Source organism: Niveispirillum sp. GW835-FHT14G11 (assembly GCF_058793615.1).
In genome coordinates, this window is the sequence record NZ_JBXAFZ010000002.1 from 330059 (window position 1) to 346740 (window position 16682).

Genomic DNA, 16682 nt, shown 5'->3' on the forward strand with positions numbered 1-16682 from the left:
CTACTGACAAGGGGGGCCGACCGGTGCCAAGCTATCGGTCGGCCCCTTCTGTCATTCAGGGGGCAACCGTTTCGGGGATCGGGCTTGGGGCAGAATCTGGCATTGACCTGGCAATTGACGGAGATCCATGGCTGGGGACTGGTGGGCGTCCACACGGCCCTGTGTCTGGTGGACCGCAACCAGCCGCCGCTGCTGCTGGAAAAGCCGGCCTTCATCACCATGCGACATTCCACCCGGGAAAAGCTGGCAGGGCTGATGGATGGGTATGAGCAGATCAGCGCACTGTCGGCCAAGCATGGCGGCAAAAAGCTGATGCTGCACGATTGCACCATGCTGCACGCCCTGGGCAACGGCTTCATCCCCGGCCCGCCATCCGACCTTTACCACGGTGAGAACGCCAATATCGGCGTCATCGCGTTTGAGGATACGATGCTGGACCGGGCCACGCTGGACCGGGCCCGCAAATATGACCGGATCATCGTCCATTCCAATTACAACCGTGATCTGCTGCTGGCCCGTGGCCTGCCCGATGTGCGCGTCACCTTCCAGGGGGTGGACCCGACGGAAATGCCGCTGCTGCCCAGGACCGGCCTGTTCGGCGACCGGTTCGTGGTCTTTTCCGGCGGCAAGATCGAATATCGCAAGGCCCAGGACGTGGTTCTGGCCGCCTTCCGCATCTTCCGGGCCTGCCATCCCGATGCGCTGCTGGTCACGGCTTGGCACAATGCCTGGCCGCACACCTCGGCCGACATCGCGGAGTCACCGCTGACGCCCAAGGCACCGCGCATCGACACCGCCACGCACAAGCTGCGTATCGCCGACTGGGCCGCCGACCATGGCGTGCCGGCCGAGGCCTTTGTCGATCTGGGCTTCCTGACCCGTGCGCAGATCGCGCCCATCCTGGCCGAATGCCACGCCGCCCTGTTCCCCAACCGGTGCGAGGGGGCAACCAATCTGGTGGCGATGGAGGCCATGGCCTGCGGCGTGCCGGTGATCCTGTCCGACAATACCGGCCATCGCGACCTGATCCGCGACGGTAATTGCCTGGCCCTGAAACAGCAGACCCAGGTGGCGGACAAACGCGGCAACCGCCAGGGCTGGTGCGACAGTTCGGTGGAAGAGGCGGTGGCGCATCTGGAAGCCCTCTATGCCGACCGCAAAGCGGCCCAGGCCATCGCCGACCGCGGCAAGATCTTCATCCGCACCGAACGGACATGGCGCGATTTCGCTGAAAGCTTTATTGAAGCCTCGTTATGAACAGGCAGGTATGACGCGATGACCGCCTTGACCCTCATCACCGGCGGCGCCGGCTTCATCGGCTCCAACATTGCAGCCGCCCTGGCTGGGCGGGGGGAGGAGGTGGTGATCTGCGACCGTCTGGGCAGCGGCGACAAGTGGCGCAATCTGGCCAAGCACTTGATCACCGGCTTCGTGGCGCCGGCGGACCTGCCCGCCTGGCTGGCGTCCCGGGCCGGGTCGGTGAAGGCGGTCGTGCATATGGGGGCGATCTCGGCCACCACGGAAACCGATGCCGACCTGATCGTCGACACCAATATCAAATTCTCCACCCTGATCTGGGACTGGTGTGCAGCACACGACGTGCCACTGGTCTATGCCTCGTCCGCCGCCACCTATGGCGACGGCACCCAGGGTTTCAGCGATGATAACGATCCAGCGGCCCTGGCCGCCTTGCGCCCCTTGAACGCCTATGGCTGGTCCAAGCTGGCCTTTGACCGGTTCGTGGTGGATCAGGTGCGCCGGGGCCGTCGCCGGCCGCCGCAATGGGTGGGCCTGAAATTCTTCAACGCCTATGGCCCCAACGAATATCACAAGGGTGAGATGATGAGCGTGGTGGCCAAGAACCACGCCATCGCCGCATCCGGCGGTCGCGTCCGCCTGTTCAGATCGCACCGGCCGGACTATGAAGATGGCGGTCAGTTGCGTGATTTCGTCTATGTCCGCGATTGCGTGGATATCGTCACCTGGCTGCTGGATAGGCGCGATGTCAGCGGCATCTTCAATGTCGGGTCCGGCCAGGCCCGGTCCTTTGCCGATCTGATAACCGCCCTCTACCACGCCGTGGGACAGCCACCCGCCATCGACTATATCGACATGCCGGACCACCTGCGGGCCAGATACCAGTATTATACGCAAGGCGATCTGGACCGGCTGCGGGCCGCCGGCTATGCGGCGCCGTTGACCGGGCTGGAGGATGGGGTCGCCCATTATGTCCGCCATTTCCTGTCGCAGCCCGACCCCTATCGGTGACAGCCATGGACGCCTATACCCAGGCCGTCGCCCATCACCGTGCCGGACGCGGCAGCGAGGCCATCGCCGCCGCGCGTCAGGCCATGGTGGCGATGCCAGACGATCCGCTGGTCCATAACCTGCTGGGCGTCTGCCTGACCGCCATCCAGCCGGTGGCGGAAGGGATCGACATCCTGCGCGCCGCCGCCGCGCGCTGGCCGGACCATGAACATCTGGTCGCCAATCTGGCCATCGCCCTGTTGAACGCCGGCGAACAGAAGGACGCCTGGCGGTGGCTGCGGCATCTGGCGGCCCTGAACCCGGCCAGCGCCGTCGCCTTCGACCGGATGGGATTGCTCTGCAACACCTGGCGGGGCGACCGGGAGATGGCGGCCCGTCTGGCCGATCGTGCCGCGCGCCTGTCACCGCAGGATGAAGGCATCCGGATCGACCAGTCCCTGGCCTGGGCGCCGCATGATCTGGACCGGACGATCCTGGCGCTGGATGCCACCATCGCGCTGAACCCGCAGAACGGCTACGCCTATGTGCAACGCGCGGGTGCCCTGCTGCGTCAGGGGCGGTTGCAGGCCGCCCTGCACCCGCTGCGCCGGGCGTTGAAGCTGGACCCCAGCAACGACGACGCCATCAAGCATGCCATGCGCGTCCAGCGCTATCATGCGGCCAGCCAGTCGGCCGCCGCCCAGGGGCCGGGCCCCGGCACCGGCATCCTGCTGCGCGGCCCCTTCTCGACATCCAGCGGCTATGCCCATATGGGCCGCCGCTATATCCAGACCCTGCGCAAACAGCAGGTGCCGGTACAGGCCATCGGCGTATTCGGGCATGAGACCTGGGCCGATGAGCCGCTGGAAGCACCCGTGGGCGCCAAGGCCGCCATCAACATCATGGTGCCGCTGGCGGTGGAGCCGATCCCCGGCCTGACCACCATCCTCTATTCCATGTTCGAAGGCCCTCGCATCTCCCCCACCTGGGCCCGGCAGAGCCTGGCCGCTGATCTGGTGATCGTGCCCACGCAAAGCTCCCGCGTCGCCTGGGCCAGCCGGGGCTATCCGGAGGATCGCATCCGCGTCTGCCCCCTGGGCGTCGATGCCGAACCGGCGGCATCCGATGCCCCGCCCTTGACCCTGGTCGATGCCAACGGCCGGCGGGTCGACACTTACCGCCACCGTTTCCTCAATGTCTCCGACGCCATCCCGCGCAAGAACCTGGACGGGCTGTTGCGCGTCTGGCTGCGCGCCACCAACCGCAGCGACGATGCCGTCCTGATCCTGAAGCCCGGCAAGGGTGGGACCGAGGCGGCGCAGCGCCACCTGCAATCGGTGGTGCGCCAGACCCAGGCGCATGTCGGCCGTTCCTTCGCCGACGCCGCCCCCATCGCGCTGGTTGATCAACCGCTGAGCGAGGCAGAGATGACCGGGCTGTTCCGCACCGCCAATTACTATGTCAGCCTGTCGCACGGCGAAGGCTGGGACCTGCCTTTGTCCAAGGCCGGGGCCATGGGCATGGGCCTGATCGCGCCCGCCCACAGTGCCTATCTGGATTATCTGGACGACCGCTTTGCCCGCATGATCCCCTGCACCATCGGCCCCGCCCACCTGCCCTACAGCACCGATCCGTGGGAGCCGTTCTTCGGCCTGGACTGGTGGGAACCGGACGAGGAGGTGGCGGGCGCCATCATTGCCGACATCATCGCCGGCCGCGACAAGGGCCTGCCCGATGCCAGCGCCCACCTCTTGGGCAATTTCACCTGGGACCAGGCGACGCACAAGCTGCGCCGCATCCTGGCCGATGCCGGCCTGCTGCGCGATGGGGAGAGATCGTGACCGACCTGTTCCAAACAGCCCTGGCCCATCACAAGCAGGGCCATCTGCACGAGGCGGAGCGGATCTATCGGGAAATCCTGGCGGAGAACCCGGACCATCCCTATGCCAACAACAACTACGCTATCCTGTTGCGGGCGCAGCGGCGGCAGGAGGAGGCGGTGGCCTGCTACACCCGCGCCATCCGCGCCAATCCGGATGACGCCCAGGTACTGAACAACCTGACCTGCGTCCTGTCCGACATGGGGCGCGACGCGCAGGCGGCCAGGGTGGCGATGATGGCCATCGCGCTGAAGCCCGACTATGCCGAAGCCTGGTTCAACCTGGGCAATATCCTGCGCAACCTGGGCGGTGCCGATCAGGCCCGCAAGGCCTATCGCCGTGCCGTGCGCATCCGCCCCGACATGGCGGAGGCCTGGTCCAACCTGGGCGACATGCATAAATCGGCATCGGAACTGACCCAGGCCCTGGAATGCTACCGCACGGCACTGAAGCTGCAGCCGGGCCTGCCGCAGCCTTATGTGAATCTGGGGGAGGTGCTGAAGGAACAGGGCCGCGTCACCGACGCCGTCACCCTGCTCCAGCATGCGCTGGAACAGCACCCGACCCTGTCGCTCCTGCATTCCAACCTGCTGTTCGCCCTGCATTACACGCCGCATGTGCCGCCGGAGGTGATCTTCCGTGCCCATAAGCATTGGGGGGAGCGTCATGCCGCCCCCCTGGCGCCCAATCCGCCGCATGCCTTCGCCAATGAACGCAGCTCCGGCCGGCGCCTGCGCGTCGGCTATGTCTCCCCGGATTTCTGCGGCCACGCCGTCTCCAGTTTCCTGGAACCGCTGCTGCGCGGCCATGACCGGAGCCAAGTGGAGATCTTCTGCTATCCGATCTCCAAGCGCAGCGACGCGGTCACCGACCGGTTCAAAACCATCACCGGCCACTGGTTCCCCCTGACCGACCTGACAGATGAAGAGGCGGTGGAGCGCATCCGCGCCGACCATATCGACATCCTGGTCGATGTCGCGGGTCATACCTGCGACTGCCGGCCGCTGATCTTCGCGCGGCGTGCCGCCCCGGTGCAGGTTTCCTGGCTGGGCTATCCCGATGGCACGGGCATGGCGGCCATGGATTACCGCCTGACCGACGCCATCGCCGATCCACCCGGCCTGACCGACCGCTGGCATCTGGAAAAACTGGTGCGGCTGGCGGACGGGTTCCTGTGCTTCCGGCCGCCGCGCGACAGCGCCCCCTGCCCCGACCTGCCGGCCCGGCGCAACGGCTTCATCACCTTCGGGTCGTTCAACAACAATGCCAAGATCACGCCGGAGGTGGTGGCGCTGTGGTCCGCCCTGCTGGACCGTGTGCCGAGGTCACGGCTGCTGCTGAAAAGCCGGTCCTTCGCCGACCCCGCCACCCATGCCCGCTATCGCGCCCTGTTCCGGGAAAAACAGATCGCCGACGCCCGCGTCGACCTGCTGCCGCAGACGCCGGACCAGGGCGACCATCTACGGGCCTATGACCGGCTGGACATCGCCCTGGACCCGTTCCCCTATAACGGCACGACGACCAGTTGCGAGGCGCTGTGGATGGGCGTGCCCGTGGTGACGCAGCTGGGCAGCCACCATGTCGCCCGCGTCACCGGCAGCATCCTGCACCATATCGGCCTGGATGAGCTGGCGGGCGCGGATGGCGACGCCTATCTGGACATCGCCGCCGGCCTGGCGGGTGACCTGGATCGGCTGGAAGCCCTGCGCCACAGCCTGCGCCCCCGCATGCAGGCCAGCCCGCTTTGCGATCCCTATCGGTTCGCGGGCCAAGTGGAAGCGGCCTATCGGCAGATGTGGCGGGATTGGGTGTAGGGCCTGTCCGGTTCAGAAGTGATCTTATTTTCCGCCTTCCCGGCGAAGGCCGGGACCCAGGGGCCAAGCGCCCGACCTATCGGCAGCGTTGATGGACATTGCGGAGAGGTTTGATCCCTGGGCCCCTGGGTCCCGGCGTTCGCCGGGAAGGCGGGTAAAATATTGATTCTATTAAAACCAGACAGCCTCTATCCCCCCCCCTCCAGACAAAAAAACGGGAGCGGCCGTGAGACCGCTCCCGCAGAGGAGGGAAGAGAAACCAACAGTCATTCTTCATGACCGTTGGAGGCCGGCGACCGCCCGACCGGCGCCTGAGGGCGCATGAAACTTGACTTACGACCCGAAATTGTACCGCATGGACGCCCCGAACACGCGGCCATTGGCGAAGTGCTGGCGTTCCACCGCGGTGGCATAGCCGGGTTCACCGACATAGCGGTTGGGGGCGGCGTTGGTCAGGTTGGATGCGTTCAAGGCGACGGACAGATCGTCCGCCACATTGAAGCTGACCGACGCGTCCAGCAGGCCATAGCCCTTGATATAGCGCCCGTCGATCGGGTTGGCCGACACGCCGAACAGGATCTGGTCCGACCGGTAGGTATAGACCAGGCGGGCCTGCATGAAGTCATCCTCATACATGCCGGTCAGCGAGTAATTGTATTTGGAGCTGAAGGGCTGGCGCGTGTTGGTGCGCACGCCGTTCAGGATCAGCGGGTTCTTCGTCTCCACATAGGTGAAGGACGTCGACGCCCCGAACCCGTGCAGGAATTCCGGCACGAAATCATAATCGAAGAAGGTCTGGCCGGCGATTTCCACGCCCTTGGCGCTGCCATTCTGGGCATTCACGGTACGGGTGATGCGGTACTGGCCGGTGGGGCAGTTGTTGGACACCACGCCCCTATAGGCAGGTGCGGTGGCAACCGTGATGCATTCCTCCACCCCGCTGAAGAAGCCCTTGATCTTCTTATAGAAGGGGTTCACCGCGACATAATTGGCGCGGCCGAAATAATGCTCCAGCGAGATGTCGAAACTGTCGGCCGTCTGCGGCTTCAGGGCGGCATTGCCCTGGCTGCCGATACCGGTATTCAGGTCGGCAACGATGGTGGGGTTCAGCGCGCCCACATCCGGCCGGGTCAGGCCCTTGCCATAGCCGGCGCGGACCAGCGTATCGTCGCTCAGATGGCCGGTGATGTTGAAGGCGGGCAGGACGTTGGTGTAATCGGTGCGCCGCTCGTTGGGGATGATGGTGGTGGCCCCACCGCCGGCCGGCACATTGGTGACCATGGCGCGGACGAACAGGTCGGTGCGCACGATACGCACACCGACATTGCCCTCGATGGCATCATCCAGGAAGGCGAAGTCGCCCTGGACATAGCCGCCCGTCGTCTCTTCCTTGAAATACCGCCGCTGAAGCAGGTTTTCCGCCAGCGCATCCTCCGGCAGGATGCCGGCCTGGGTGAAGCGGGACCGGACATTGTCGCCCAGCAGCGCGTCCGGGGTGAACACCACGAAGCCGCCGCGATAGCCGCCTTCGCCGTCCAGGAAGTCCTTCGGCGCGGTTTCCACCAGATCCTGCATCGACGCGGCACTGATGCCATTGCTGCGCGTGGCGTTGAGCGCCAGCCCGTCGGTGGTCAGCGGCCGGTTGGCGAAGCTGTAATTGCTGTAGCGGTCGGCCTGATAGGCATAGCGCAAGCCGCCCTTCAGGGCCTTCAGCGGGCTGTCCTCAAACGTATATTTGCCATCCACCTGGGCCGCCAGGCCATCATCGTCCCAGACCTGGTTGGTGCCGTTGGTGTAGGTGTTGTAGACCCAGTTGGCGGGATCACCCAGGTCGGGCCCGGACAGGTCGATCGTGTGCGGCGTGGCCACCAGATCGCGGGTAATGTCCCAGGCCAGACCGGAACGTGGCACCAGCTGCAAAGAGCGGTTATCCTGGTACTGATCGGCCTTCACATAGGACAGATCGACCGCCAGTTCGAACGCGTCGGTCGGGGTCCAGCTTGCGTTGCCAGCGATGACACCCGTCTCATACTTGCGATGCTCGTCACCACCGGTGGACACCAGACCGGACTGCAGGAAGGTGCCCGAGGCCAGCCGCGTGCCGGCCAGCAGCTCGTTGGCCCCGCCATTGGCATTGCGGTTGGCGAACGCCTCGTCCACCGTGAACGGCGTGGTCGCCAGATTGCGGACATAGCGGCTGTCGCTGGTCGCCAGGAACCGGTATTCCTGGTGATAGAGATAGGAATTGTAGAGGCCGGTGGCCGTGAACTCGAACTCCTCGTTCGGCTGCCACTGCACCGCCGCGTTGGCCCCCTTGCGGGTGCGGGTATATTGCTCGAAATTGACCGGCGTGGTCTGGGTGAGGGCGGAGATCAAGGTCTGGCGCTGCGCTTCCGGCAGGGCCAGCGGATTTGGCACATCGGCCAGATAGACCACGTCGGACCGGCCGGCATAGGCCGGGTTCAGGCCAAGCGCGGTATATTCGGCACTGTCGGCCCGCACGGCCCGGCGCAGCGACGTGCCGCCATTGCCGGGATTATTGTCGCCGCGATTGACGCTCTGCTGGTAATTGGCGGCCAGCAGGATGCCCAGGCGCCCGCCATTCTCAAGGTCGAACTGCTTGGCCACCAGACCGAACAGCTCCGGCCGCGCCTTTTCCGAAAAGTCGTTGTAGCGGCCGGCGACGGAAGCGGCGACGACCAGATCATCCCTGAAGTCCAACGGCTTGCGGGTCTTGATATTGACCAGGCCGCCGATGGCCCCCTCGATATGCTCGGCCGACGGGTTCTTGTAGACATCAAGGCCGGCCACGATGCCGGGAATGGCGCTTTCGATATTGAACTCGCGGCTGCCGGCGGTGAAATAGGCGCGACCATCGGCGCGCGCCGCCGTCTGGTTGGACAGGCCACGGATGGTCAGGCCGCTACCGGCCCCCACCGGCGACGCCGCCTCGCCCCCAAAGCGATAGGCCTGGACGCCCGGAATGCGGGTCAGGGTCTCGGCCACATTGGGGTCCGGCAGCTTGCCGATATCGTCGGCGGTGATGCTGTCCACCACCTCACCGGTATTCTTCTTGATCATGGCCGCGTTCGCCAGGCTGGCACGCAGGCCGGTCACCACGATCTCCTCCAGCTCCACCGCCGGTTGGGTATCGTTCACACCCGCATTCTGCGCCCAGGCGGGCAGCGTCAGGGCGGCGAGGGCCGACCCGATCAGCAGACGCGACAGCATTGTCTTTGAAACCGCACTCATTGAGACCTCCCTTGTCATTTCAGGCGGTCGAAGGCGGACTTTTCGGGTCACTGCCATACACCCGTAACCGGGTGCCGGACCCAATCCTCCCTGCGACCTTTTTTGCGCTCGTTGAAACCGGTATAGCGATTTCTGGTATCGTTAGCAATAACCATTTATCAGACCACGGTGATTTTGTACCGCATGTTGGGCTTCGTGATCATCCATCAGGCTGCATCGACCGTTTCCTACGGATTACGCCGCGCCGGCCTGTGCCCCAAGCCACTGATAACGATGCTAACGGATTGTCAGGCCATCCACCTTCACCCCGACATCGATGTCGGATGCCGTCAGCTTGCGGTCCCCCAGCATCACATTCTCGATCCGCACATTGCGGACGCCACCGCCATCGGGATGGCCGGCGATGACGGGCCGGTTGGTGCCAGTCCCCAGGAATCGCACATTGCGCAGGGTGACATTCTCGATCCCGCCGCCGGGCTCGTGGCTGTATTTGTCGTTGAACACCACGCGGAAATTGAAGGGCATGCCCTCCTCGATCCGCTCCACGCGGATATTCTCGAACAGCACGTCGCGGACCTTGTTGCCGTCGCCATTGGTGATGGCGAGTGCGCCTTGATAGTCCGGGTCATCCTCGTCATGTTCCAATATGTCGATATTGCGGAAGGTCAGGTTGGATATGGTCTCCCCCGCCCCCTTGGTGCCGTGCAGGCCGATATTGATCGGGTGGGCCACATCGGCCCACAGGATGGCGTTGGTGACCAGATAGTTGCGCGCGTCGCCCCTATGCTCCCACCGCCCGCCATAGATGGCGATGTTGTCGTCGGAATTGCGCATGAAGATGTCGTCGATGCGCACGTCCGAACAGCTCATGAAATCCAGGCCATCGGTCCAGCTGCCCATGCTGAAGGCCTTGAAATCCTTGATGGTGACGCCTGTCGACTGACCGCAGAACAATGAGTAGTGACCGGGATTGACCATGACCGGCCCGTCGATCTCCACATCCCTTGCGCGGATCAGGGCGATGCCCTCATCCTTGGCCTTGGTGATCAGGCCATTGCCGATGATGCGGACATTCTGCACATCGCGCAGGTCGATCCCGCCCTCCAGGATGGCGCCGGGCGCCAGATACACGTCGGTATCCGACGGAAAACGAAACCGGTCCGCCCCCTCCGGCGGCAGGTGGATGCCGGGGCCGAACACCAAGGCCCCCTCCGGCGGTGCCGGCCGGACCCGGCCTGCGAACAGATGCAGGTTGGACAGCCGGTCGCCGTCGAACTCCACCGAGATCTTACGTGGACCATCCAGGGTGAAGAAGGCCGTGTCACCATCCAGCCTGGCCGTCACCCCCGCCGATGCCGGGCGCACCTGCACCCGCCTGACATCACCGTTATTCCGGCGCACCGACACTTCCACCGGCCCGTCCATGTCGAACAGCACCATGGAGGCATCGCGCTTCTGGTCATTGTCGACCTTCACCCGATATTCATACAGGTCGCGCCATTGCCTCCCGGGCTGGCGCACGCGGACGGTGAAATCGTCATTGGCACTGGACCAGAAGGCCTTGCCGGCCGGCACCGGGTGGATCAACGGTTCCCCGGCCGACGCCGCCAGCGGCAGGGCCAAACACAAAGCGGTCAGGCAGGCTTTCATCATTCGCTCTCCGTCACGGGACCCGTCGATTCCCGTTCGCGCAGGGTGAAGGGCACGACATGGTGGCGTACAGCCGGATTGCCGCCGCTGCGCCGTTCGCGGATGAATTCGCTGAGGATTTCCACGGCGGTTGACGCCATCTCTGCGATCGGCTGATGCACCGTGGTCAGCTGCGGCCACAGCAGCGACGCGATGGGCGTATCGTCGAACCCGGCAATGGACAGATCGGCCGGGACCCGCAGGCCCAGGCCGAAGGCGGTGGCGGCGATGGCGGCGGCCATATCGTCATTGCTGGCGAACACCGCCGTCGGACGCGCTGCCGACGCCGACAGCAGCGCCCGCCCGGCATCCAGCCCCGAGCGATAGCTGAAATCCCCCTGCACCACCCGGCCGGGCCGCACCGGGTGCCCCGCCTGGGCCATGGCGGCCCGGAACCCCTCCTCCCGCCTGAGCGCCGGGGAATGGCGGGCATCGCCGCGCACAAAGGCGATATCGCGATGGCCCAGCGACAGCAGGTGCCGCGTCATGGTCCGCGCCCCCTCGAAATCATCGATCAGCACGGCCGACGAGTGGGAGCGCGGGTCGGCCGTGGCGAAGCTCAACGCCGGGATGTCCGCCTGCCACAACAAATCCAGCGCCTCCAGACTGTCACAGAGCGGCGGCGGCAGGGTCACCCCGTCCACCCCCATCGCGACCAGCTTGCGCACGGCATCCACAGGCGTGGGATGGGCCGCCACCGGTTCCACCAGCAGCTGGCAGCCATCGCGCCCACCTTGATGAAAGGCGCCCATCAGGAATTCGCCCAGGTTGGACGAACGCGGATTGTTGAACAGCACACCGATGCGCAACCCGCCCGACCGGGCAACGCGCGCCGCGACATTGGGTACATAGCTCAACTCACGGATCGCCGCTTCCACCTTCAGGCGCAGCGGTTCGCGCACCCTGGTACCGTTTACCACCCGGGACACGGTCATGGGCGACACGCCCGCATGTTCGGCCACGTCATGCACCGTCACGGCCGCCTTGCGGCGCGCCGGCTGCTCCGCCGTGGCACGGGAAGCGCCCCTTTCCTTGGTCGTCACCCTTCCCTCTCGATCTTTATTGGAAAGCCGGCCCGTTGGCGGCGCTGTGATGCATGTTCACGATAACAGTGGTCATCGGCACGACAACGCCGTGGGTTCAGGCTTGAACATGCCCTGATTATCAGATAACGATACCCAACAACAAGCTGCAAATGCCCGGCCCAACCATCACGAGGCCGGTGATAGGGAGAGGATGCGATGCCCACTGGTGCTCCCGGCGCCCGGCGGAACTACGTGCTGCTCAGCGCGTTCCTGTTCCTGTTCTTCTTCGCCCAGGCCGTCGCCATGTCCTTCCTGTCCATCTGGCTGAAGGGTCCGATGGGCCTGACAGGGGTGGAGGCTGGCACCGTCTTTTCCGCCAATTTCATCGCCGCCATGCTGTGCCAGCCGCTTTACGGCTATGTGCTGGACCGGGTGGGGCTGAAGCCGCGCGTGCCGCTGTTCATCGCCTTCATGGTGCTGCTGGCCGGGGTTTTCTTCCCCTTCGTCTACGCGCCATTGCTGCATGCCAATGTCGTGATCGGGGCGGCCGTGGGCGGGCTCTATCTGGGTCTGACCTTCGTGGCCGGGTCCTTCGCGCTGGAAAGCTTCGTGGACCGGGTGGGCCGACGCTACGGTTTCGAATATAGCCGCGCCCGGCTCTGGGGATCGCTGGGTTATGCCAGTGCCGCCGTTTTCTCGGGCCGGCTCTACAATATCGATCCGAACATCAATTTCTGGCTGGCCTCGTTGGCGGGCCTGCTGTTGATCCCCATCATCCTGGCCGCCCGCATCGAACCCGACGCCGCCGAGCAGGCCCGCGCCCAGACGCTGACCCCACGCCAGTCGCTGTCCGTCCTGGGCCAGCGCAAATTCTGGGGTTTCATGGTGCTGATCCTGGGCGTGACCAACCTGTATCTGGTCTATGATCAGCAGTTCCCCGTCTATTTCGCCTCCATGTTCGCCACGCCGGCGGAAGGCAACGTGATGTTCGGCTATCTGAACTCCGCGCAGATTTTTGTGGAGGCGGGGATGCTGCTGGTGGCGCCCTTCATCGTAATGCGGACCGGCGCCAAGAACGGGCTGCTGATTGCGGCGGCCATCATGATCGTGCGCATTGGCGGTTCCGCCCTGGTCGACACGCCGCTCGGCATCTCATCGATAAAGATGCTGCATTCGATCGAATTGCCGATCCTGGCCGTCTCCATCTTCCGCTACATCGCCTATCATTTCGACAGCCGCTTCGCCGCGACCGTCTATCTGGTGGGGGTCAGCTTCGGCCATTCGCTGGGGCTGGCCATCCTGTCGCCCATCGTCGGCGCCGGGTATGACCTGTTCGGCTTCAAACCCACCTATATGATGATCGCCGCCGGTGCGCTGGCCTTCTGGATCGCCTCCTGCTTCGCGCTCTCCCCCACCCCGCGCACCGACGCGCGGGGCCGGCCGCTGGACGAGGGTGAACAGGCCCCGGACGCCCAGCCCGCCGCCGCCAACTGAGCCCGCATCATGACCGCCATCAATCATGAACCCATCCGCGACCGCGCCCGGCTGGCCACCCTGGCCCTGCCGACGCCGGCCGACCTGGATCTGGCCATCGCCAATGTCCTGGCCCGCATCGACCGCGCCCTGCCGGACTTCACCGACCTTTTCCCCGCACCGTCCAGCGAGGGGCTGGTCTATCCCGCCATCGGCAATGTCGAATGGACCAACGGTTTCTGGACCGGCATGCTGTGGCTGGCATACGAGCTGACGGGCCGGGATCGTTACCGTCAGGCCGCCGAAACCCAGGTCCGCTCCTTCCTGGATCGGGCCGAGCGGCGGATCAATGTCGCCCACCATGATCTGGGTTTCCTCTACACCCCGGCCGCCTGCGCCGCCCACCGCCTGACCGGCGATACGCAGGCCCGCCGCGCCGGCTTGCTGGCGGCCGACCTGCTGCTGGAACGGTTCGATCCGGTGTCGGGCGTCATCCAGGCCTGGGGTGACCTGACCGACCCGGCAGAGGCCGGGCGGATGATCATCGACTGCAACCTGAACCTGCCGCTGCTCTATTGGGCCGCGCAACAGACAGGCGAGTGCAGATATCGCGACGCCGCCGAGCGTCACCTGACCAAGGCGGCCAAGTATCTGGTCCGTCCCGACGCCTCCACCTTCCACACCTTCCACATGGATACGGCCACCGGCGCCCCGCTGCGTGGCACCACCCACCAGGGCCATGGCGATGACAGCTGCTGGGCGCGTGGTCAGGCCTGGGGCATCTATGGCTTCGCGCTGGGCTATGCCCATTCCGGGCGGGAGCCCTTGGTGGGCCTGTCGGCCTCGCTGGCCAATTATTTCCTGAACCGGCTGCCCGACGACCTTGTCTGCCGCTGGGACCTGATCTTTACCGATGGCGACGCCCCGGCAGACACATCCGCCGCCGCCATCGCCGCCTGCGGTCTGCTGGAACTGGTGCGGCATCTGCCGGCCAGCGATCTTGACCGCGATCTCTATACGCGCGCCGCCTGGGGCATCGTGCATCGGCTGGATGCCGACCACCTCGCCCCGCTTTCGGGATCGAATGGCGTGCTTGCCCATGGGGTCTATCACATGCCCAAACGCATCGGCGTCAGCGAGTGCTGCATCTGGGGTGATTATTTCCATCTGGAGGCGCTGATGCGTCTGCGCCGTGTCTGGAGACCTTACTGGTGAGCAACCCAACCCGTCGCGGCATCCTGGCCGGTGCGGTCGCACTGCCCATCGCCACCAACGCCCCGTCCCTGGCCCAGCCGGCCGGCCACGACATCACCTCCCCCGACGGCCATCTGCGCCTGCGTCTGGACCCGTCCGGCCCGCGCTGGTCGGCGACATACCGGGGCAAGGTGATCCTGGCCCCCTCCTCTCTTGCCCTGCGTCTGGCCGATGGTCACCTGCTGGGTCCCGATGCCGGTTTCGTCACCGCCAGCCGCCGCGCCATCACCGGCACCTGGACACCGCCCTATGGCATCCGCAGCGAAAGCACCGAGGCCTGCAACGAACTGGTCCTCGAACTGCGGGATGCCGCCCGCAACATCCGCTTCGCCCTGGTGGCGCGGGCCTATGATGCCGGCATCGCCATCCGCTTCCGCCTGCTGGAAGCGCCGGGCAACAGCCTGACCCTGTCGGGTGAAGCCACCGAATTCCGCCTGCCCACCGATGCCGTGCTCTATGTCAGCCGGGATGAGGGCGAGTATCAGCGCACGGTGCAGAACCTGATCACACCGGTACCCCACCCCGACCTGACGGAAAGCTGTGATCAGGAGGTGCTGGCCGACACGCCCGTCACCGCCCTGCTGGCCGACGGCACCTGCCTGCTGATCAGTGAATCCGACCGGCTGCACTATCCGCGCACCATGCTGAAAAGCAGCAATTCCGGGATCGTTACGCACCTGATGCGTTTTCCCGGCCGCGCCACCGGATATTCCGGTCCCGGAACGACCCCGCAGGAGGACAGTTTCACCCTGCCCGTCCCGTTCGACACGCCCTGGCGCGTCATCATGGCCGGCCCGGATGCCAAAAGCCTGATCGAGCGTCAGGATCTGATCGCCACGCTGGCCACGCCCAACATCCTGGGCGATGTCAGCTGGATCAAGCCCGGCCGCGCCGTCCGCATCCGCGAATATACCACCCAGGCCGGCCTGGACACGGTGGATTTCGCCGCACGGCGCAAGCTGGATTTCGTGGAATGGGACGCCCACTGGTACGGCGACGGCACCGACCCCAGCGACGCCACCTATGCCATCCCCGCCATCGATATCCGCCGCGTCATCGACTATGCAAGGTCCAAGGGTCTGGGCATGATCCTCTATGTCGACCGGGTGCCGGCCATGCGGCAGCTGGACGCCATCGTCAAGACCTACCAAGCCTGGGGCGTGGCCGGCATCAAGTTCGGCTTCATCTGGGAAGGGCGCCAGTCGGACGTCGACTTCATCCATAATCTGGTGAAGGTCTGCGGCGAGCACCGGCTGCTGGTCAACCTGCACGACAATCTGCGCCCCGCCGGGCTGGAGCGCACCCTGCCCAACTATGTGGCGCTGGAGGGCGTGCGCGGCAACGAGCAGTTCCCCACATCACGCCACAACTGCACCCTTCCCTTCACCAGGGCGCTGTCCGGCCCCATCGACTATACGATCTGCTTCGCCAACCCGAAGAACCAGACCACCAACGCCCACCAGCTGGCACTGGCCGCGATCTATTACAATCCGCAGACCTTCCTTTACTGGTACGACAAGCCCGACAAATATGCCGGGCGCGACTGGCCGGAGCTGGTCTTCTTCGATGAATGCCCCACCACCTGGACCGATATCCGGGCTCTGTCGGGGACCATCGGCGACCATGCGGTGGTGGCGCGGCGGGCAAAGGATGGCCGCTGGTTCCTGGGCGCCATCACCAATGAGATGGGCCGCACCCTGACCATCGATCTGGGCTTCCTGGGCGATGGCAAATGGCAGGTCCGCCGTTTTGCCGATGGCCCGCCCGCCGCCCCCGTCAACCGCACCAAGGTCACGATCACCACCCAGATTGTGAAGGCCGGGGCCCAGCTGGAAATGGTACTCTCCCCCCATGGCGGGCAGGCCATGATCTTCGAAAGGGTATGAGGATGCTGGCGGCAACGGGCCGTCGCTGCCACAGGCAATCCCGCCCGCCTTGCCTTTATACCGTTTCCACGACCGTAAAGCCGGAGATGATGCGCCATGCGCCCCCATGCCATGCTCGCCGCCGCCCTGTATTTGATACCACTATCAGGTGCTGTGGCGGAG

The 16682-nt window shown here is 65.2% G+C and carries 10 protein-coding genes; 7 read left to right on the plus strand and 3 right to left on the minus strand.

Translation table 11 applies throughout. The features are described 5' to 3' along the window. Nucleotides 1-84: 84 nt before the first annotated feature. The 4 genes from AC1Q7F_RS04960 to AC1Q7F_RS04975 are packed head-to-tail and all read left to right on the plus strand — an operon-like array spanning nucleotide 85 to nucleotide 5941. Nucleotides 85-1257 carry a glycosyltransferase family 4 protein gene (locus AC1Q7F_RS04960; RefSeq protein WP_492504414.1) on the plus strand — a complete coding sequence of 391 codons (1173 nt, stop codon included), beginning with the start codon at nucleotides 85-87 and terminating at the stop codon, nucleotides 1255-1257. A gap of 27 nt (nucleotides 1258-1284) precedes the next feature. After that, nucleotides 1285-2268: an ADP-glyceromanno-heptose 6-epimerase gene (gene rfaD, locus AC1Q7F_RS04965; protein ID WP_492504904.1), complete on the plus strand. Its 984-nt coding sequence runs from the start codon at nucleotides 1285-1287 to the stop codon at nucleotides 2266-2268. A gap of 5 nt (nucleotides 2269-2273) precedes the next feature. Next, complete coding sequence (locus tag AC1Q7F_RS04970) at nucleotides 2274-4088, plus strand: glycosyltransferase (protein WP_492504416.1); 1815 nt, start codon at nucleotides 2274-2276, stop codon at nucleotides 4086-4088. Further along, the gene (locus AC1Q7F_RS04975) at nucleotides 4085-5941 is read left to right on the plus strand and encodes an O-linked N-acetylglucosamine transferase, SPINDLY family protein (RefSeq protein ID WP_492504417.1); all 1857 of its coding nucleotides are present in this window, start codon (nucleotides 4085-4087) and stop codon (nucleotides 5939-5941) included. The genes AC1Q7F_RS04970 and AC1Q7F_RS04975 overlap by 4 nt, the downstream gene beginning before the upstream one ends. A 333-nt stretch (nucleotides 5942-6274) precedes the next feature. Here AC1Q7F_RS04975 and AC1Q7F_RS04980 read toward each other — a convergent pair whose 3' ends face one another. The 3 genes from AC1Q7F_RS04980 to AC1Q7F_RS04990 all read right to left on the minus strand — a co-directional run bounded on the left by AC1Q7F_RS04980 (nucleotide 6275) and on the right by AC1Q7F_RS04990 (nucleotide 11925). Continuing rightward, nucleotides 6275-9193 (minus strand): TonB-dependent receptor, encoded by a 2919-nt coding sequence (locus AC1Q7F_RS04980; protein ID WP_492504419.1) that lies wholly within the window; start codon nucleotides 9191-9193, stop codon nucleotides 6275-6277. A gap of 276 nt (nucleotides 9194-9469) precedes the next feature. Continuing rightward, entirely contained in the window at nucleotides 9470-10846 is a 1377-nt protein-coding gene (locus tag AC1Q7F_RS04985; RefSeq protein ID WP_492504421.1) for a glycosyl hydrolase family 28 protein, read from the minus strand. Then, the gene (locus AC1Q7F_RS04990) at nucleotides 10843-11925 is read right to left on the minus strand and encodes a LacI family DNA-binding transcriptional regulator (protein ID WP_492504423.1); all 1083 of its coding nucleotides are present in this window, start codon (nucleotides 11923-11925) and stop codon (nucleotides 10843-10845) included. The genes AC1Q7F_RS04985 and AC1Q7F_RS04990 overlap by 4 nt, the downstream gene beginning before the upstream one ends. A gap of 198 nt (nucleotides 11926-12123) precedes the next feature. Between AC1Q7F_RS04990 and AC1Q7F_RS04995 the strand changes: the two genes are divergently transcribed. Genes AC1Q7F_RS04995 through AC1Q7F_RS05005 form a run of 3 tightly spaced genes read left to right on the plus strand, consistent with a single transcriptional unit; the run spans nucleotide 12124 to nucleotide 16520 of the window. Further along, nucleotides 12124-13401 (plus strand): oligosaccharide MFS transporter, encoded by a 1278-nt coding sequence (locus AC1Q7F_RS04995; protein WP_492504425.1) that lies wholly within the window; start codon nucleotides 12124-12126, stop codon nucleotides 13399-13401. A 9-nt stretch (nucleotides 13402-13410) separates the two neighbouring features. Beyond that, nucleotides 13411-14595 carry a glycoside hydrolase family 88 protein gene (locus tag AC1Q7F_RS05000; protein ID WP_492504427.1) on the plus strand — a complete coding sequence of 395 codons (1185 nt, stop codon included), beginning with the start codon at nucleotides 13411-13413 and terminating at the stop codon, nucleotides 14593-14595. Continuing rightward, nucleotides 14592-16520 (plus strand): glycoside hydrolase family 97 protein, encoded by a 1929-nt coding sequence (locus tag AC1Q7F_RS05005; RefSeq protein ID WP_492504429.1) that lies wholly within the window; start codon nucleotides 14592-14594, stop codon nucleotides 16518-16520. The genes AC1Q7F_RS05000 and AC1Q7F_RS05005 overlap by 4 nt, the downstream gene beginning before the upstream one ends. Nucleotides 16521-16682 lie beyond the last annotated feature (162 nt).

Bases quoted from the DNA above. Each gene is read 5' to 3' on its own strand.
- AC1Q7F_RS04970 (WP_492504416.1), top strand. From the start codon at position 2,274: ATGGACGCCTATACCCAGGCCGTCGCCCATCACCGTGCCGGACGCGGC.
- AC1Q7F_RS04980 (WP_492504419.1), bottom strand. From the start codon at position 9,193: ATGAGTGCGGTTTCAAAGACAATGCTGTCGCGTCTGCTGATCGGGTCG.
- AC1Q7F_RS04985 (WP_492504421.1), bottom strand. From the start codon at position 10,846: ATGATGAAAGCCTGCCTGACCGCTTTGTGTTTGGCCCTGCCGCTGGCG.
- AC1Q7F_RS04995 (WP_492504425.1), top strand. From the start codon at position 12,124: ATGCCCACTGGTGCTCCCGGCGCCCGGCGGAACTACGTGCTGCTCAGC.
- AC1Q7F_RS05000 (WP_492504427.1), top strand. From the start codon at position 13,411: ATGACCGCCATCAATCATGAACCCATCCGCGACCGCGCCCGGCTGGCC.